The 16,032-nt window shown below is 67.1% G+C and carries 18 protein-coding genes; 3 read left to right on the forward strand and 15 right to left on the reverse strand.

Annotated elements, in window-relative coordinates:
• Nucleotides 1-51: 51 nt before the first annotated feature.
• The gene (locus tag Hhyl6_RS18045) at nucleotides 52-2,172 is read left to right on the forward strand and encodes a CDC48 family AAA ATPase (protein ID WP_483740633.1); all 2,121 of its coding nucleotides are present in this window, start codon (nucleotides 52-54) and stop codon (nucleotides 2,170-2,172) included.
• Between the two features lie 215 nt (nucleotides 2,173-2,387).
• Here the strand turns inward: Hhyl6_RS18045 and Hhyl6_RS18050 are convergent, their stop codons facing one another.
• The 5 genes from Hhyl6_RS18050 to Hhyl6_RS18070 form a co-directional block, all read right to left on the reverse strand.
• The gene (locus Hhyl6_RS18050; protein WP_483740634.1) at nucleotides 2,388-3,404 is read right to left on the reverse strand and encodes a DUF4349 domain-containing protein; all 1,017 of its coding nucleotides are present in this window, start codon (nucleotides 3,402-3,404) and stop codon (nucleotides 2,388-2,390) included.
• A gap of 79 nt (nucleotides 3,405-3,483) precedes the next feature.
• Nucleotides 3,484-4,302, reverse strand: coding sequence for a nitrilase-related carbon-nitrogen hydrolase (locus Hhyl6_RS18055; RefSeq protein WP_483740635.1), 819 nt, complete (start codon nucleotides 4,300-4,302; stop codon nucleotides 3,484-3,486).
• Nucleotides 4,299-4,730 carry an SRPBCC family protein gene (locus Hhyl6_RS18060; RefSeq protein WP_483740636.1) on the reverse strand — a complete coding sequence of 144 codons (432 nt, stop codon included), beginning with the start codon at nucleotides 4,728-4,730 and terminating at the stop codon, nucleotides 4,299-4,301. Before Hhyl6_RS18060 ends, Hhyl6_RS18055 begins: the two co-directional genes overlap by 4 nt.
• A gap of 38 nt (nucleotides 4,731-4,768) precedes the next feature.
• On the reverse strand, nucleotides 4,769-4,993 hold the full coding sequence (locus Hhyl6_RS18065; RefSeq protein WP_166970245.1) for a DUF7123 family protein: 225 nt from the start codon (nucleotides 4,991-4,993) through the stop codon (nucleotides 4,769-4,771).
• A 62-nt stretch (nucleotides 4,994-5,055) separates the two neighbouring features.
• Complete coding sequence (locus Hhyl6_RS18070; RefSeq protein ID WP_483740637.1) at nucleotides 5,056-5,283, reverse strand: DUF7525 family protein; 228 nt, start codon at nucleotides 5,281-5,283, stop codon at nucleotides 5,056-5,058.
• A gap of 89 nt (nucleotides 5,284-5,372) precedes the next feature.
• Between Hhyl6_RS18070 and Hhyl6_RS18075 the strand changes: the two genes are divergently transcribed.
• Nucleotides 5,373-6,587, forward strand: a complete 1,215-nt coding sequence (locus Hhyl6_RS18075) for an LEA/WHy family protein (RefSeq protein ID WP_483740638.1) — start codon at nucleotides 5,373-5,375, stop codon at nucleotides 6,585-6,587.
• A 24-nt stretch (nucleotides 6,588-6,611) separates the two neighbouring features.
• On the opposite strand, the gene Hhyl6_RS18080 is transcribed toward Hhyl6_RS18075, so the two are convergent.
• The 9 genes from Hhyl6_RS18080 to Hhyl6_RS18120 form a co-directional block, all read right to left on the reverse strand.
• Nucleotides 6,612-7,973 (reverse strand): NAD-dependent succinate-semialdehyde dehydrogenase, encoded by a 1,362-nt coding sequence (locus Hhyl6_RS18080; protein ID WP_483740639.1) that lies wholly within the window; start codon nucleotides 7,971-7,973, stop codon nucleotides 6,612-6,614.
• Between the two features lie 74 nt (nucleotides 7,974-8,047).
• Nucleotides 8,048-9,082, reverse strand: a complete 1,035-nt coding sequence (locus Hhyl6_RS18085) for a PhoU domain-containing protein (RefSeq protein ID WP_483740640.1) — start codon at nucleotides 9,080-9,082, stop codon at nucleotides 8,048-8,050.
• 105 nt (nucleotides 9,083-9,187) lie between these two features.
• Nucleotides 9,188-10,261 (reverse strand): ATP-NAD kinase family protein, encoded by a 1,074-nt coding sequence (locus Hhyl6_RS18090; protein WP_483740641.1) that lies wholly within the window; start codon nucleotides 10,259-10,261, stop codon nucleotides 9,188-9,190.
• Between the two features lie 196 nt (nucleotides 10,262-10,457).
• Entirely contained in the window at nucleotides 10,458-11,153 is a 696-nt protein-coding gene (locus tag Hhyl6_RS18095; RefSeq protein ID WP_483740642.1) for a competence/damage-inducible protein A, read from the reverse strand.
• Between the two features lie 44 nt (nucleotides 11,154-11,197).
• Nucleotides 11,198-11,989, reverse strand: a complete 792-nt coding sequence (locus Hhyl6_RS18100) for a DUF5803 family protein (RefSeq protein ID WP_483740643.1) — start codon at nucleotides 11,987-11,989, stop codon at nucleotides 11,198-11,200.
• Nucleotides 11,990-11,992: 3 nt separating this feature from the next.
• Nucleotides 11,993-12,664 (reverse strand): DUF2110 family protein, encoded by a 672-nt coding sequence (locus tag Hhyl6_RS18105; protein WP_483740644.1) that lies wholly within the window; start codon nucleotides 12,662-12,664, stop codon nucleotides 11,993-11,995.
• Entirely contained in the window at nucleotides 12,664-13,194 is a 531-nt protein-coding gene (gene tfe, locus Hhyl6_RS18110) for a transcription factor E (RefSeq protein WP_483740645.1), read from the reverse strand. The genes Hhyl6_RS18105 and tfe overlap by 1 nt, the downstream gene beginning before the upstream one ends.
• Nucleotides 13,195-13,316: 122 nt before the next feature.
• Entirely contained in the window at nucleotides 13,317-13,874 is a 558-nt protein-coding gene (locus Hhyl6_RS18115; protein WP_483740646.1) for a tRNA (cytidine(56)-2'-O)-methyltransferase, read from the reverse strand.
• Entirely contained in the window at nucleotides 13,871-14,527 is a 657-nt protein-coding gene (locus Hhyl6_RS18120) for a DsbA family protein (RefSeq protein WP_483740647.1), read from the reverse strand. Before Hhyl6_RS18120 ends, Hhyl6_RS18115 begins: the two co-directional genes overlap by 4 nt.
• 83 nt (nucleotides 14,528-14,610) lie before the next feature.
• Between Hhyl6_RS18120 and Hhyl6_RS18125 the strand changes: the two genes are divergently transcribed.
• A complete protein-coding gene (locus Hhyl6_RS18125; protein ID WP_483740648.1) occupies nucleotides 14,611-15,537 on the forward strand; it encodes an NAD-dependent epimerase/dehydratase family protein in 927 nt (308 codons plus the stop codon).
• Here Hhyl6_RS18125 and Hhyl6_RS18130 read toward each other — a convergent pair.
• Nucleotides 15,534-15,992, reverse strand: a complete 459-nt coding sequence (locus Hhyl6_RS18130) for a YbhB/YbcL family Raf kinase inhibitor-like protein (RefSeq protein WP_483740649.1) — start codon at nucleotides 15,990-15,992, stop codon at nucleotides 15,534-15,536. The two genes, Hhyl6_RS18125 and Hhyl6_RS18130, sit on opposite strands and share 4 nt — an antisense overlap.
• Nucleotides 15,993-16,032 lie beyond the last annotated feature (40 nt).

Below are 16,032 nucleotides of genomic sequence, written 5' to 3' on the forward strand. Positions count from 1 at the left end.
TCCCGCGACACAACGGGAACCCTCAAGAGGACCGGACGGCTAGCCGATGGCATGAGCGGCGAACGCGATGGCGGGGTCGAACTCACGGTGGAGGGCGCGCACAAGCGCGACGCCGGGCGCGGAATCGCGCGCCTGCCGGAGTCCGTGCGCAGCCAACTCGGGGTGCTGAGCGGGTCCCCGGTCATCATCGAGGGCGACCGGATGACCGTCGTGAAGGTGTGGCCGGGCGACGACGACGGGTCGACGGTGCGAATCGACTCCGACACGCGAGCGAACGCCGGGGTGAACATCGGCGACACAGTGACGGTCCGCGCCGGGTCGGTCACCGAGGCGGCGTCTATCAGCATTCAGCCGATGGAGCCGTTGCCGGGTGCCGACGAGTACGAGCACATGGTGCGGTCGCGGCTGGTCGACCAGATGGTGCAGGCCGACGAACGCACGCACATCGACGGGTTGGGGACGTTCCGCGTCCTGACGACGGACCCGGAGGGACCGGTTCGCGTCACCGACCGGACTGACGTCTCGGTCCTCCCGCTCATCGAGGACTCCGACGACGACGCGGCGGACGACTCGGACGGGCCGACGGAGACGGCGAACGCCAGACCCGCCGAGACGGAGACGGGGGTCAGCTACGAGGACATCGGCGGCTTGGACGAGGAACTGGACCGCATCCGCGAGATGATAGAGATGCCGCTCTCCGAACCCGACGAGTTCCGACGGCTGGGAATCGACCCGCCGAGCGGCGTCCTCCTGCACGGGCCGCCGGGCACGGGGAAGACGCTCATCGCCCGCGCCGTCGCCAACGAGGTGGACGCGTACTTCGACACCATCTCCGGCCCGGAGATCGTCTCGAAGTACAAGGGCGAGAGTGAGGAGCGACTGCGCGAGGCGTTCGACCGCGCCGAGCAGAACTCGCCGGCCATCCTCTTCGTGGACGAAATCGACTCCATCGCTGGGTCTCGCGACGAGGACGCGGACATGGAGAACCGCGTCGTCGCGCAGTTGCTGACGCTGATGGACGGCCTCGAAGACAGGGGGCGCGTCGTCGTCATCGGCGCGACCAACCGCGTCGACGCCGTCGACCCGGCCCTGCGCCGGGGCGGCCGCTTCGACCGCGAAATCGAAATCGGCGTCCCCGACGAAGGCGGCCGCCGCGAGATTCTGGACGTCCACACGCGCGAGATGCCCATCGGCGACGACGTCGACTTGGACCGCATCGCCGCCCAGACCCACGGGTTCGTCGGTGCCGACCTCGCCTCGCTCACGACGGAGGCGGCGATGTCGTCGCTCCGCGCGGAGCGAAACGACGCGGAGGTCCGCCAGAGCGACTTCGACGCGGCGCTGGCGACGGTCGAACCGAGCGCGATGCGCGAGTACGTCGCCGAGTCGCCGGCGGTGTCCTTCGACGACGTGGGCGGGCTGAGCGAGGTCAAACAGACGCTGACGGAGGCCATCGAGTGGCCCTTGGAGTACGGCGACCTGTTCTCGGCGACGAAGACGGACCCTCCGAGCGGCATCCTCCTCTACGGGCCGCCGGGCACCGGGAAGACGCTGCTAGCGCGGGCCGTCGCCGGCGAGAGCGACGTGAACTTCATCCACGTCGCCGGGCCGGAGATAATGGACCGCTACGTCGGCGAGAGCGAGGAAGCCGTGAGAGAACTGTTCGAGCGCGCCCGCCAGACCGCACCGAGCATCATCTTCTTGGACGAGATAGACGCCATCGCCAGCCACCGCGGGCAGGGCAACGAGGTGACCGAGCGGGTCGTCTCCCAGTTGCTCGCCGAACTCGACGGTATCACGGAGAACCCGAACCTCGTCGTCCTCGCGGCGACGAACCGTCGGGACATCATCGACGACGCCCTCCTCAGGCCGGGCCGTCTCGAACAGCACGTCGAGGTGCCGAACCCGGACCACGACGCACGCGAGGCCATCCTCTCGGTTCACACCGACGGCAAGCCGATAGCCGACGACGTCTCCCTCTCGGCGCTCGCGGCCGAGACGGAGGGGTTCTCCGGGGCCGAACTCGAAGCCGTCGTCAGAGAGGCGTCGATGCTCGCCATCCGCGAGGCGGCCGAGGAGATGGGGCCCGCCGAGGCGAGCGAACGCGCCGACGAGGTGACGATTACCGCGGCCCACTTCGAGCGTGCCCTCGAACGTGAAGCGGACCGCTGACTCGGGTCGAACGAGCGGAAAGCGAAGAGAGGAACGGATGAAACGTCACTGGCGAAGCGTGACGTGAAAGGCTGTCCGGACAGCCTTTGGCGGACGAGCGACGCCGTGTGGCCGAGCAGCGAGACGGGCTGTTGCGCCGGCATCGACGTGAAAAGCGCCTTGCCGGCGAGAGATTCTTTCGGGTGCTCAGGTAAAAAAGGCCCGGTGTCGGGCGGCTAGCGCTCGTCGTCTTCGTCCGCCGTCGCGTCCTGTTCGTCAGTCGCAGTCTGGTCCGTGGACGGTGGGTCGCCACCGTCCGTGTCTCCACCGCCACCGTCGGCGTTCCCTCCGCCGACGAGCGGCAACTGCCGGCCGCGGAGCGCACGGCGGATTCCCAGTACCGGAATTGCCAGCACACCGAGCCACGGGGCCACCGCTGCCAGCGTCACCAGCGAGGCCCGGCCGAAGACGTAGATGTCCTCGACGGAGCGCAGGAAGACGGCCGTGAGCGACTGCTCGTGGTACTGGGTCCGTATCTGGCTGATGCCGGGTTCCGGCTCGCGGAGTTCGACGCGAATCGTCGAGTACGCCACCCGCTCTCGGAGCGAGCGCTGTTTGGCCTCCAGTTGCTCTATCTGCCCTTGGACCTCCGAGAGTTGTTCCTCGATGCGGAGGAGTTCTTCCGTATCGTTGGCTCGGTCGTAGAACGTCCGCAGGCGGTCGCGACGCTGTCGGAGGTTCTCCAGGCGGGCCTCGATGTCGACCAACTGGTCAGTCACGTCGTTCGTGTTGGTCTCTTCGTTCAGGAGCGTCCCCTCCGCGGCGACGTCCTCCTGCATCGCCCGGTACCGTTCGCTCGGCACCCTGACGACGACGTATCCGGAGGTCCAGGTTTCGTTGCCCGAGCGGTGGAGGTGCTGGTTCGATTCGCTCACGTACCCGCCGTACTGTCGGACCTGCGAGGCGATGGCCGCGCGACTCTGCGAGAAGTTCTCCACCTCGACGGTCATCCGCCCGGTCTTGATTATCGCGCGTTGCTGTGCCGCGGCGTCGACCTGCACGCTTTCAGCGCCTCCACCGCTCGTGTCGGCACGCTGTTCCTGTGCTCCGCTAGCGGTGGCCGCCGAACCGGCGTCACCGCCGCCACCAGACATCTCGGCGCCGTCGCCACTGACGGGGTTGCCTCCCATCCCGGTACACCCTGCGAGGAGGAGCGTCACCGCCAGCGCGACGACGAGTTTTTTAGACGACATGACGGATACGTATCGGCGGCCCGGGAGTATAGTGTCGTCGGACGCTCAAACGACGTTTTGTGTGAAAGAGCGACTGAACTTATCGGAACTCTGGTCGACGGTCTTCGAGGGCGGGAAACTCCTCGCGTACGGCCTCGACGTGGTCGGGGTCGACAGTCGCCGTCACGACGGCCGGGTCGTCGTCGCTACTCGCGAGGGTCGTCCCCCACGGGTCGTACACGGTCGACCGGCCGAGGAGTTCCGCGTCCTCGAACGTCCCGACGCCGTTGGCCGCGGCGACGTACATCAGGTTCTCGACGGCGCGGGTCCGCGGGAACAGTTTCCAGTGCTCCACTCGCGGGTACGGCCACGCGCTCGGGACGAGCGTCAGCGTCACGCCGTCCTCGACCAGTCGCCGGTACAGTTCCGGGAACCGGAGGTCGTAACAGGTGGTGATGCCCACGGTGTGGCCGCCGAAATCGACGGTCGGGAGGTGTTGGCCCGGTTCCAGCAGGTCGGACTCGGCCGACCCGTAGCCGAAGAGGTGGTGCTTCCGATAGACCGCGCGACGCTCTCCGTCCCGGTCGAAGAAGACGGCCGTGTTGGCGAGTCCGTCGTCGGCGGGCACGTCGACGCCAGCGGCCGCACTCGCCGCGAGGTCCTCGACGACGCTCCCGGCGAGGACGGCGACGCCGTTATCTACCGCCGCCTCGCGGACGGTCGAAAGTGAGTCGCCGTCGAGTCCTTCGGCTTGTCGGGCGTAGCTATCGAACGCGAAGTACCCGACGTTGAACAGTTCCGGCAAGACGACGAGGTCCGCGCCCGCGGCCGCCGCTCGGTCGACGGCGTCCACGGCGCGGCCGACGTTCCCGGTCACGTCCGCGCTCTCGACCGCAATCTGTGCGAGTGCAACTCTCATACTTCGACTTCGAGGTAGTCCCGGAGGGCCGTTTCGAGGTTCTCCATCTCCCCGTCGAGGTTCCGCTTGAAGAACCGCTCGACGCCGGGGAGTTTGCCGTCGACGACGAACCGGTTCGTCAGTTTGGTCCCGCCCTCCTCGGTCGGTTCGAGTTCGTGTTCGCCCTGTACCTTCATCACTTTCGACCGGCCGACGAAGCGCACGTACTCCGGTTCGCGTCGCTCGACGTCTTTGGTCTCGATTCGGATGGTCCGGTCGATGATGGGAATCGGTAACGCGATGAACCACGTCGCTTCGGTGTCGCTCTCGACGTCCCAGTCTTCGACCACGCTAATCGGGCGTGCCCGCTGGTCCGGGTCAGCGATGAACGCCCAGACGCGCTCGGGGGGTGCCGACACAGTCATCGACCGCTCGACCCGGACAGTCATACGATACCCTCAGGTTCCCGCCGGAATGAATCCACCGACTAGCTGGTGGTCACTCGCCACGTCGTCGAGCGGGCCCGGCCCCACTTCTCGATGTCTACCTCGTCGGCCTCTTCGGCCAGACGCGGCAGACGGGCCCCCACTTGCTTGGACGAGAGGCCGAGCTGTGAGGCGATGTTCTTGGCGCGGAAGTAACTCTCACCCCGCGAGACGCTCTCCCGGAGGTACTCCAGAATGCGTCTGTCCTCCTCGCTGAAATCGACCATACGAGAACTACGTGCCGAACGTTTTTAATCGTTCCTTTCACCAATCGCCACGGACCCCCTCGTCAGGCGTCGTAAACGTGAATCGCCACCAGCGCGAGGCTGGCCGCGACCATCGCGACGGCGAAGCCGATACCGCTGTTCAACAGGAGGCCAGCCGTGTCGAGTTCCTGTGCGTGTCGAATCGCGTAGTTGTAGCTGTTGACGGCCATCAGCACCGCGGCGCCGACGGCGACGACCCCGAACAGGAGTCCGAGGCCGATACCCATGTCAGATTGCGATTGCGTCGCCATAGCGTGTCGTTTCCGTGTTGCGCACTTAGTTCATTCGGGGCCGTCGTAAGCCACAGGACATATTGTGACCCACGAGAGATGAGCGCGTAATGTTTGGACTCGGTCGGCTGAAACTAATCGGCGTCGTCGTCCTCGTACTCGCGGTGGCGGGCGGGGGCGCGTTCGCCCTCGGCGTCGTCGGCGCACCCACCGTCGAAGCGGTCGACAACCACTTCGCGGGCGTCGCCGAGGAGACGACCACCGTTCACACGAACCTCACCGTGGCCAACCCCAACCCCGTCGGGGTCCAACTCGGCGGAACGACGGTCGAATACACCGTCGCGATGAACGGCGTGCCGATTGCCGGCGGCCAGAAGAGCGGCCTCTCCCTCGGCACGGGCAACTCCACCATCCCCTTCTCGACCGAGATGCGCAACGGCCAGATTCCGCCGTGGTGGCACACCCACATCGAGAACGGCGAGCGAACGACGGTGACCATCGACGCGGACGTCTCGTCTTCGCTGGCGGGTGGGCGGTCTATCTCGCTGACGCAGGACGAGACCATCGAGACGGACATCGTCTCGCAGTTCAACTCCACGGAGACGCGCCCGGTAGAGGCCAACCGACCGCTCGTCTCGGACCCGGTGCTGTACGTCAACGAGACGCGCGGGTCGTGGGACCGGGCGAACCTCACCGAGTCCGAGACGCCCATGGACCTCGCCTTCACGGTCTACAACCCCAAGTCGTACCCCTACACCGTCTCGAAAATCGGGTACACCGTCTCGATGAACGACGTCACCGTCGGGGAGGGTGAGACCGAGAGGGGATACACCATCGGACCCGGCCAGACGGAGACCGTCGGGGCCGACACCGCCATCCAGAACGAGAACCTCGACCGCTGGTGGGTCACCCACCTCGAACGCAATCAGGTGACCGACCTCTACGTCGACTTCTACCTCGTCCTCGAAGGCGGCGGCGAACAGTTCCGCATCGACGTAGACGCCATCGACTACGAGAAGACCATCGAGACGGACATCTTCGGCAACAAGGCCCAGTACCCGACCGGCGGGAACGTGAGCGCCGAGGGCGGGACCGATGCCGAGTCGGACGGTGAGTCGGAGACCGGAACGCGGACGCCGGCCGAGACGGAGACGGCGACGGACGACGGTCTACTGGGTGGCGACGACGGCACCGAAACAGCCACGCCGGAGGCTACCGACACGGAGACGGCCACGCCGACGCAGACAGATACAGCGACGACGACCGAGAGCGGCACTGCCACCGAGACGGAGACTGACGACGGTATCCTCGGCCTCGGTCGCTGAACAGTCGCGTCCTCGGTGTGTTCGTCACTCCACCCAGACCGTCTTCCGATTGACGAACTCGCGGATGCCTGTGCCGGAGAGTTCGCGCCCGTAGCCGGACTCCTTGACGCCCCCGAAGGGCACGCGCGGGTCGGACTTCACGAGTTGGTTGACGTAGACGCACCCGGCGTCGATACGACGGGCGACGCGTTCGCCGCGGTCCCTGTCCTCGGTCCAGACGCTCGCGCCCAAGCCGAACGCCGTGTCGTTGGCTTTCTCGACGGCGGCGTCCTCGTCCTCGACTTCGTACACCGCGGCGACGGGACCGAACACCTCTTCGCTGTCGGCGGGACAGCCTTCGGGCACGTCGACGAGGACCGTCGGCGGATAGTACGCGCCCTCGCGGTCCAGTCGCTCGCCCCCGGTGAGCAGTTCCGCACCGGCGTCGACGCTGTCCCGAACTTGCTCGTGGAGGTCGGACACGAGACTCTCGCGGGCCTGCGGACCGACGTCAGTCTCCTCGTCGGTCGGGTCGCCGACGGTGTACGACTCTATCTGGTCGACGAAGCGGTCGACGAACTCGTCGTAGACTGCCGTGTGCACCACGAACCGTTTCGCGGCGACACAGGACTGACCGCTGTTCTGGACGCGCGCCCACGCACCGGTCTCGACGGCGTCGTCGAGGTCGGCGTCGTCGAGAACGACGAACGGGTCGCTCCCGCCCAGTTCCAGCACGGTCTTCTTGACGTTCTCGCCGGCCGTGGAGGCGACCGCGCGGCCCGCCGGACCGCTCCCGGTCAGCGTCGCCGCCGTCACCCGGTCGTCTTCGAGGACGTCGGCCACCTCGTCCGAGGGGATGAGCAGCGACTGAAACACGCCCTCGGGGTAGCCAGCCTCCCGGAACACCTCCTCGATGGCCTCCGAACATCCCGGGACGTTCGAGGCGTGTTTCAGGAGGCCGACGTTGCCGGCGGTGAGGTACGGCGCGGCGAACCGGAACACCTGCCAGAACGGGAAGTTCCACGGCATGACCGCGAGCACCGGTCCGAGCGGTTCGTAGACGGTCTTGACGGTCGACCCCGCCGGACTCGGGTGGGCCTCGTCGCTCAAGTACGCGGCGGCGTGTTCGGCGTAGTGGTCACAGACCCACGCGCACTTCTCCACCTCGCTCTCAGCTTGCGAGATGGGTTTGCCCATCTCCGTGGTCATCGTCTCTGCGTACTCGCGTTTCCGGTCCCGAAGCACCTCGGCCGCGTCGGCCAACAGCGCGGTTCGCTCCCGCAAGGGGCGGTCCCGCCACGAGTCGAAGGCGGAAGTCGCGTCGTCGAGTGCCGCCTCCGCTTCGGCCTCCGTGTGTTCCGGGTACGTCTCGACGTGCGCTCCCGTCGCGGGATTGGTGACGTCCATAACGTGTCGGCTTGGTCCGCGGCGGGTTTAATGGTCGGGCGCGCATCCGCGAAGCGGAGGACAGAGCGGCGGGGTTACTGGATGGTCGTGTGTTCGGACTCCTCGTCCAGCGCGAGGTTGGTCGCTATCTCGGCGTTCCTGACGGCGTACTCGGCGGTCTGTTGGAGGCTGACGAGGACTTCGCGGACCTGCAGCAGTTTCTGGTTGTCCATCTCCGGCAGGTCGTTGAGGATGTCGTGTTCCTTGTCGCCGATGTCCGAGTACGCCTCCCGAACGGCGATGGCGGTGTCGTAGTTCCGGTCGACTGCGGCCTGGACCGCCATCGCGGTAATCTCGTTGACTTCGTCGGTGAAGTCTCGGATGCGACGCATCGTCGAGCTATCGACGTCGAGGGCGTGGTCGGGCGCTTCCAGCGCGATTTCGGCGATGTCCTCGGCGTTGTCGGCGGTCAGTTCGAGGTTCTTCGCAATGGAGCGGTAGCCGATGAGGGGGAACCCGTCCTCGAGGCCGACCGCTCTGGCGAGGTTCGGGTTCTGATAAGACGTGAAGATGAGGCGGAGCAACAGGACGAAAATCTTGTTCGCCTGCCGTTCTCGGTTCAGCGCCCGCTGAGCGAGGTCCGGGTTGCCGTGTGCCAGCGCCTTGACCGCCTCGTTGCGCATGGTGGACCCGGTGGACTCGAGGCGTTCGAGCAGGTTGTCGAGCGTGAAGTCCTCGGGGTCGACCGAACAGCGAATCGTGATGCGCTGTGGCGTCTCCTCGATGACGCCCAGTCCCATCAACTGCGTCTCGGCGTTGTAGACGGCGTTGATGTGCGCGGAATCGAGGGTCTGGCCCTCCGGTGCCTCGACGTGGATGATGCGCCGGCCGAGGACGTACTGGGCGACGATGGCCCGTTCGACGGCGTCGGCGTTGAGGTTCTCCGCGTGGATTATCGCCTCCGACTCCTCCGTCTGGACGGACTCGGGCATGACAGTCAGCGTCCCTTTACCACCCATCCGAAGCGACACCTCGTCGCCCTTCTCGACGTCGTGTGCGCTGGCCCACTCCGCCGGCAACGTCATCGCGAGCGTGGACGGGCCGAGGCGCTGGACTTTCCGCGTTTCCATATGACCTTTGTTAGACGCGGTCGACCTTAATCTTCACTATACGCCAATTAATGCCGACCCTCATATACAATCACGTAGGACAGCCGACGTTCGGTCCACGCCCGGTCAGGTCACGACTTCGACGAGGCGGCGTTCGTACCGGCCGACGCGGACCTTCGTCCACCCCGCTAGCTCGGCGTCCAGTTCCGGGTCGCCGGTGTCCACGCGGAGCGTTCCGATGTCGTCGAGTTTGCGGCGGGAGGCCACCACCTCCACGTCGCACTGTCGGATGACCGCCGGGGAGAGTTGCTGGTTGCCGCGTCCGAAGACGAACCCCTGCCCGCCTATCGGCGAGACGACGATGACGTTCTCCTCGCCGAGGGCGTTGAGGATGTCCGACTCGGCGGCGTCGGCGACGAGGAGTTCCCCGTCCCGCCAGACGTCGACGCCGAGGGTCGTTCCCTCGAACCCCAGGCGCTCCTTGATTGCGCCGACCGTACTGCCCGGCCCGAGGACGTACGTGACGCCCGGTCGGACGCTCTCGGCGACGCCCTCGGCGAGCGTCTCGACGGTTCCACCGCCCAACTGCTTGGCCGACTGGCGCTGGTCGGCCACGGGCACCGTCGCCACCGCGCGCAGTTCCGTGACCACTTCCCCGCCCCTGAAGGCGTCCTCGTCGATGTCGTTGACCTCCGCGGGTTCCGTCTCGGAGAACGTGGCGAGGATGCGCCCGGCGGCCCGCGGGGAGACACCGAACACGGAGGAGTACACCTTCACGCCGGCCGGGACGCCGAGCATCGGCGTGTCGTCGTCCAGTTCGTCCAGCGTCTCCGCCACGTCGACGGCCGTCCCGTCGCCGCCGACGAACGCCACGACGTCGACGCCGTGGGCTACGAACGCTCGGACGGCCGCTCTCGTGTCTTCACCGGTGGTCTCCTCGGGGTCCGCCGGGTCGCCGACGACCACGGGGTCGAACCCCGCCTCGCGGGCCAGCGACGCCCCCATCGGGTCGCCGTAGGTGACGAGTTCGACGTCGCGAACGGCCGAGGAGAGCGACTGAAGCGCCTCGCGTGCACGGTCCGGTGCCCGTGGCTCCGCGCCGCGCTCCCGCGCCTCGTCGACCTTCCCGTCGGTTCCCTTCAGCCCCACGCGGCCACCCATGCCGGCGATTGGATTGACCACCACACCGATTCGTCGCATGGCGACTCGTTGGGCACGCGCCGGCAAAAGGCACCCGGGAACGTGTCTTTCAAGCCACCCGCCACGGAACACCCGGGTATGCTTCCACTACTGCAGGCGAACGTCCAGACCGGTGCCATCAGCGCCGCCGGCGCGGTCATCACGCTCGGCGGACTTCTCCTGACGGCACTGTGGCTCCAGTACCTCTACCGCTGACTCAGCCTTCCTCCGGCGATTCGACGCGCTCTGTGAGCCACGCCGCCGCGTCCTCGACGGCCGACTCGTCGGTGGCCTCGAACCGCACTGTCACGTTCTCGCCGGGATAGCTCCCGACTTTGACGGCGAACCGGTCCTGTACTTCCTCCAGTCGGTCGAGTAACGCGCTCTCCGGTTCGGCGGCGTCGACGGTCCGGACGTAGCGTTGCTGACCGCTGAACTCGGACGCGATTTCCTCGAACATCCGCTTCATCTCGCCGGGCACGCCCGGCAGGACGTAACAACTCTCGACGACACATCCGGGAGCAACCCCCTCGTGATTGGGGAGAACGCGGCTCCCCTCGGGGACGTGGGCGGTCCCGTCGGTGAGGTCCTCACGGGTGTAGCCGCCGTGTTCTTCGAGCCACGCGAGGGCCTCCTCGTCCTCCACGACGTCGCGGCCGAAGGCGGCGGCGACGCCGTCTATGGTCACGTCGTCGTGCGTGGGGCCGAGGCCGCCGGTGACGACGACGGCGTCGTAGTCGGCGTGGTACTCGTTGACGACGCGAGCGATGTCGGCGGTCCGGTCCGGGACGGCGGTCGTTCGTTCGACCGTCACCCCGCGGTCGGCCAGTTGGCGGCCGAGCCACGCGGCGTTCGTGTTGACCGTCTCTCCGGCGAGCAGTTCGTCTCCGACCGTGACCACCGCGACGCGCATACGCCCGGGTAGGGCGGGGCGATACAAATACTGTGGGTCGCCGGCTACCGCATTCCCGGCGGCGGACCGCGGTCCCGCGGGTCGTCGTCGTCCCGTTCCTCTTCGAGGTCGATGCCCGCCTCCTTGCGCTTGCGCTTTACCGCCTGCAACTGGCGGTAGTAGTACAGCGACCCACCGCCCCCGACGAGGACGGCGACGACGGCGAGGCCGCCGAACAGGAGCAGGTCGCGTTCGAGGTAGTAGCGGACGCTGACCTGTCGAGCGTCGACGGGTTCGGACCACCGGACGGTCATCCGGTTGGTCCGGTCGTCGACGCTGGTCCCGTACCCGCCCGGACTCACCTGCGAGAGGAGGGGGATGCCGACGCGGGCACCCGGCGGCATCGTCACGGCGTAGGTGGCCCCGTCCACGTGGGTCGGCGTGGCGTAGGACTTCCCGTTCCGGGGAGCGCTGTATGCGACCTGCCCGGTGACGTTCCCGGGCAACTCGATGGTGGTCTTGCTCCCCCCCTGCGTGGCCGTCAGCGACGAGTTCGCGGCGCTGATGACGGTGCCGTTCTCGTAGCGGAACCGGAGCGCGCGAATCGGGACGGTCCGCTCCCGGCCGAGGCCGTCACGGTCGTACACTTCGAGGGTGTCGTTGCCCTCGACTGGGTAGACGGCGCGGTACGAGGAGCGGTCGAGGACGATGGAGACGTCCGCCTCGTCGTCCCAGTCGTAGCTCGCGTTCTGGTTGAGACGGGCCGGGTCGGCCTCCTGCGGCCCGAAGATACCGCTACAGCCGGAGAGCGCGACCAGCGCGACGATACCGACGAGAGCGAGGTGGCGGCGGTGCATAGCTCAGGGGACGACGGCGAGGAGTTCCGACTGCATGAACCGGCCGATGTCGGACAGCAGGCCGGGCGCGTCGGTGTCGGGGTTGCAGACGATGCTCTGTTCGAGGAGGCCGATGCGCTCGACGGTCACGATGTCCTGTGCGTGGCCGGCGCGGTTGACCGTCGCGCGGGCGTTCGACCGCGTGACGCTGTTGGCGTTGACTCGGCCGTTGCCGCGGGACCAGTCGTAGAGGCGGTCCACCTCCTCGTCGGCGAGTCGTGGCTCGTCGCCGGCGACGAACCGGAGCGGCATGTGCTGAACGATGCCGAACCGCTTGCGAATCTGGACGGGCGACCCCTGCCCGAGGTCCAGGTTCGACGCCGGGATGCGGACTGACTGGCCGAACCCGACGTCGAGGACGAACCCCTCGTCGTCCCACGAGTCCAGCGTCCCGACGTACGTCTCGCCGTCCTCGTGGGTCGGGACCATCTCGCCGAACTCCTCGCGCAGGAGGTTCCGGGCCACGGTTGCGTCGGGACCGTCGACGGTGACCGTCGGGAAGTCGTCCTCTCTGTGGCCCACGTCGAACTCCACGTCGAGTTCGCCGAGTTCGTTGCCGACCAGCGACCGCAAACTATCGAGTGCGCGGTCACGGGCGTCGCCCGTGACGTACACTTTGGTTCCGAGGACGACCATCAGGCCTCGGCTTCCGTCTCGACGTTCAGTTCGTCGCGCAGTTCCTCGATGCGGTCTTCCATGGCAGTGACGAGACGGGTGTTCTCCATCGCCTCGACCTGATTGCCACACTCGGGACACTCGAAGCCGAACTCCATCGCCTCGCCGAACTCGAAGCGGATGCCGCAGTGTTCACAGAGGTAGAACTCGTTGTTGCGCTCGTACTCACGGCGCTCTTCGAGACCGTCGAGCAGGCGGTACAGTTCCTCCTCTAGCTGTTCGGGTATCTTCTCGTACTCGAAGGTCCAGAGGTAGGTGAGCCACCCCGAGTCCTCGTCGCGGAGGCGGCGGTACGAGGCGAGGTCGTTCTCGTAGAGGATGAACAGCGCGCGGCGCACGTCGTTGAGTTCGAGTCCGAGTTCCTCGGCCAGTTCCTCGTCGGTCACTTCGCCGTCCGGCGGCGCGGCGGCGACCGGCATCCCTTTCGGTCCGACTAGCTCGTGGAGGTACTTCTGTATAACCGGGTCCTCCAGGAGGTCCTCAAAAGCCATTATCCGTGTCTCGGGCGGTCACGTGGTTAAAACCATCGGGTCGCTCGCTGTCGCTCGCGCCCCGGGGCTCGCAAACACACGGCGTTTGCTCACCTCCGGCTTACTCGCCAGAGGTCACATGCCTATGCCTCGTCTCCGTCTGCGTCCTCGGGGTCGACCACGCGCTTGCCAGTCTCCTTCGGGACGACGACGCGGTCCGGGTCCTCCCACTCGCGTTCGAGTTCGCGCCCCTCGAACAACCGGTCTAAGAACACAGCGAGCGAGGCCACTTCGGAGTGTGGCTGGTTCGTCACGCCGACGTTGTAGTCCGCGTTCTCGTACACCTCGAAGGGGACCTTCTCGGCGCCGACGACGACGAGGAGCGGTCCCTCGGCGTGGGCGTCCCGGATATCGGACTCGACGTCCTGCACCGGTTCGCCGTACATCGTGAGGTGGACCACGGTGCCCTCGAAGTCGCGGATGAGCCGCTTCGGTTCCTGTGTAACCGCCACCTCGAAGGGGCCGCCGAAGCGCTCGGTGATGTCGACGATGGTGTCCGTTCGGTCGCGGGCGGACCCGGACAACAGAACGCAGTCGGCACCCAGCGCACGGGCGGTGAGGCCGACGTGGGTGGTCATACGTTCGTCCCGCCCCGGCCGGTGGCCGAGGCGCAGGACCGTCACGTCGTGGTCGCCTCTCATCCGTTCAGCGCCGACTCGATGGCGTCTCTGACCGGCGGGAAGGCGACCTCCTGCCAGTCGACCGTCTCGCCGTTCACGAGGACGGTCGGGGTGCCGCGAAGCCCCATCTCGACCGCCTCGTCGCGGTCTGCCTGCACGGTCGGGTCGTAGGTCCGGCCGGTCGCGGCCGTTCGGACCGCTTCGCCGTCGACGTCGATGTCGTTCGTGAGTTCGGCGTACACGTCGGGGCCGAGACTCCCCTGGTTCTCGAACAGGCGCTTCGAGTAGGTGAAGAACGCCGCGTCGCCCGCCGCGTCCTGCACCTTCCGGGCGGCGCTCGCGGCCTGCCACGAGACCGTCTCGTCTACGGGAATCGGGAAGTCGTGGAACTCGTAGCGAATCGACTCGTTCGAGAGGTAGTTCTCGGCCACCTTCGGGTAGACGGTCGTGGAGTACGTCTTGCAGTGCGGGCAGGCGTAGTCCTCGTAGACGGCCACCGTCACGTCGGCCTCCGGGTCGCCCGCGACGGGGGCCGAGAGGGGTTGGCCGCTCGCCGTCGGGACCGAACCGCCGTCGGACCCGCCTCCGTCGGACCCGCCGGAGAGACAGCCAGCGGTCGCACCGGCGAGCGCGACGCCTCCGGCGACGAAGTCGCGACGACTGAGTCGTGTCATACCCACTACTCGCCCCGGGAGCTATAAAACGCCGTTCATCGCGGTACCGGAACGCTATTTGACGCCGCGCGCGGACGGACGGTATGAACCTCGAAGGGCAGCGCATCGTCGTCACGGGCGGTGCAGGTTTCATCGGGTCCCACCTCGTCGAACGACTGGTCGCCGACAACGACGTGGTGGTCGTGGACGACGGGTCGAACGGTCGACTCGAATGGGTGCACGACGAGGCGTCCCTCGTCGACGGCGACCTGACCGACCCCGACGTCGTCGCCGAGGCCGTCACCGCAGACACCGACGCCGTGGTCCACCTCGCCGCGTCGAAACTCGTCGACACCGACGCACCGCGACGGCAGTTCACCGACAACAGCGACATGACCTACAACGTCCTCGAACGGATGGACGAGGTGGGCGTCGAGAACCTCGTGTTTACGTCGTCGTCGACCGTATACGGCGAGGCACCTCGGCCCACGCCGGAGGACTACGCGCCGCTGGAACCCATCAGCGTCTACGGGGCGACGAAACTCGCCGAGGAATCCCTGATTTCGACGTACGCGCACAGCCACGACCTCCAGTCGTGGGTGTTCCGCTTCGCCAACATCGTCGGTCCGCGCCTGCGCGGGGCGGTCATCCCCGACTTCGTCGAGAAGTTGCGCGAGGACCCCGAATCGCTGACCATCCTCGGGGACGGCCGCCAGCAGAAGTCCTACATGCACGTCGAGGAGTGCGTCGAGGCCATGGAGTACGCCGTCTCGCACGCCGACGCCGACCACAACGTGTTCAACCTCGGCACGCGGACGACCACCTCCGTCGACCGCATCGCCGACATCGTCGCCGACGAGATGGGTATCGACCCCGAGTACGAGTACACCGGTGGCGACCGGGGGTGGACCGGCGACGTCCCGCGGATGCGCCTCTCCATCGACAAACTCGCGGCGCTCGGTTGGGAACCCGACCAGTCGAGCGACGACGCGGTTCGGCAGTCCGCCCGCGAACTCATCGACGAACTCTAGTTCGCGGGGTAGGTCCCGGTCAGTTCCGCTTTGCCGACCATGTGGCCGCTGGCGGCGTCGTAGACGTCGTCCTTTTTCGCGCCGGGCGAGAGGTCGAGCGTCGTGTCGAGTGCGTACAGCAGGAACCGGTAGGTGTGTTCGCGGTCCGGCGGGTTCGGCCCGCCCCACCCGGTTTCGCCGAAGTCGTTCTGCCCCTCGCTCGCGCCGTCGGGCGTCGTCCCCGCGGGAATCTCGCGCACGTCCGGTGGGACGTTCCAGACCACCCAGTGGTCCCACACCTTCCCGGCCGGTTTCTCCGCGTCCGGGTCGTCCACGACGAGGACGAGCGATTCGGCGTCGTCGGGCACGTTGTGTATCTCCAGCGGCGGACTGACGTTGGCCGCCGCGTAGCCGTGTTTCTCGGGAATCCGTTCGCCGTCGTCGAACGCCGGACTGGTGAGTTCGAGGTCCGCCATATCGGAGAGTTGTCTCTCGAGCGTCAAAAACGTCGTCCCG

This window comes from Haloarcula sp. H-hyl6 (genome assembly GCF_056934455.1).

Excerpts from the sequence above, each read along its gene's own strand:
- Hhyl6_RS18070 (WP_483740637.1), bottom strand. The coding sequence starts at position 5,283 with ATGGCGACGCAATCGCAATCTGACATGGGTATCGGCCTCGGACTCCTG.
- Hhyl6_RS18115 (WP_483740646.1), bottom strand. The coding sequence starts at position 13,874 with ATGAGAGGCGACCACGACGTGACGGTCCTGCGCCTCGGCCACCGGCCG.
- Hhyl6_RS18130 (WP_483740649.1), bottom strand. The coding sequence starts at position 15,992 with ATGGCGGACCTCGAACTCACCAGTCCGGCGTTCGACGACGGCGAACGG.
- Hhyl6_RS18080 (WP_483740639.1), bottom strand. The coding sequence starts at position 7,973 with ATGGACGTCACCAATCCCGCGACGGGAGCGCACGTCGAGACGTACCCG.
- Hhyl6_RS18100 (WP_483740643.1), bottom strand. The coding sequence starts at position 11,989 with ATGCACCGCCGCCACCTCGCTCTCGTCGGTATCGTCGCGCTGGTCGCG.
- Hhyl6_RS18045 (WP_483740633.1), top strand. The coding sequence starts at position 52 with ATGAGCGGCGAACGCGATGGCGGGGTCGAACTCACGGTGGAGGGCGCG.
- Hhyl6_RS18060 (WP_483740636.1), bottom strand. The coding sequence starts at position 4,730 with ATGACTGTCCGGGTCGAGCGGTCGATGACTGTGTCGGCACCCCCCGAG.
- tfe (WP_483740645.1), bottom strand. The coding sequence starts at position 13,194 with ATGGCTTTTGAGGACCTCCTGGAGGACCCGGTTATACAGAAGTACCTC.
- Hhyl6_RS18065 (WP_166970245.1), bottom strand. The coding sequence starts at position 4,993 with ATGGTCGATTTCAGCGAGGAGGACAGACGCATTCTGGAGTACCTCCGG.
- Hhyl6_RS18090 (WP_483740641.1), bottom strand. The coding sequence starts at position 10,261 with ATGCGACGAATCGGTGTGGTGGTCAATCCAATCGCCGGCATGGGTGGC.
- Hhyl6_RS18120 (WP_483740647.1), bottom strand. The coding sequence starts at position 14,527 with ATGACACGACTCAGTCGTCGCGACTTCGTCGCCGGAGGCGTCGCGCTC.
- Hhyl6_RS18095 (WP_483740642.1), bottom strand. The coding sequence starts at position 11,153 with ATGCGCGTCGCGGTGGTCACGGTCGGAGACGAACTGCTCGCCGGAGAG.
- Hhyl6_RS18085 (WP_483740640.1), bottom strand. The coding sequence starts at position 9,082 with ATGGAAACGCGGAAAGTCCAGCGCCTCGGCCCGTCCACGCTCGCGATG.
- Hhyl6_RS18125 (WP_483740648.1), top strand. The coding sequence starts at position 14,611 with ATGAACCTCGAAGGGCAGCGCATCGTCGTCACGGGCGGTGCAGGTTTC.
- Hhyl6_RS18055 (WP_483740635.1), bottom strand. The coding sequence starts at position 4,302 with ATGAGAGTTGCACTCGCACAGATTGCGGTCGAGAGCGCGGACGTGACC.
- Hhyl6_RS18050 (WP_483740634.1), bottom strand. The coding sequence starts at position 3,404 with ATGTCGTCTAAAAAACTCGTCGTCGCGCTGGCGGTGACGCTCCTCCTC.
- Hhyl6_RS18105 (WP_483740644.1), bottom strand. The coding sequence starts at position 12,664 with ATGGTCGTCCTCGGAACCAAAGTGTACGTCACGGGCGACGCCCGTGAC.
- Hhyl6_RS18075 (WP_483740638.1), top strand. The coding sequence starts at position 5,373 with ATGTTTGGACTCGGTCGGCTGAAACTAATCGGCGTCGTCGTCCTCGTA.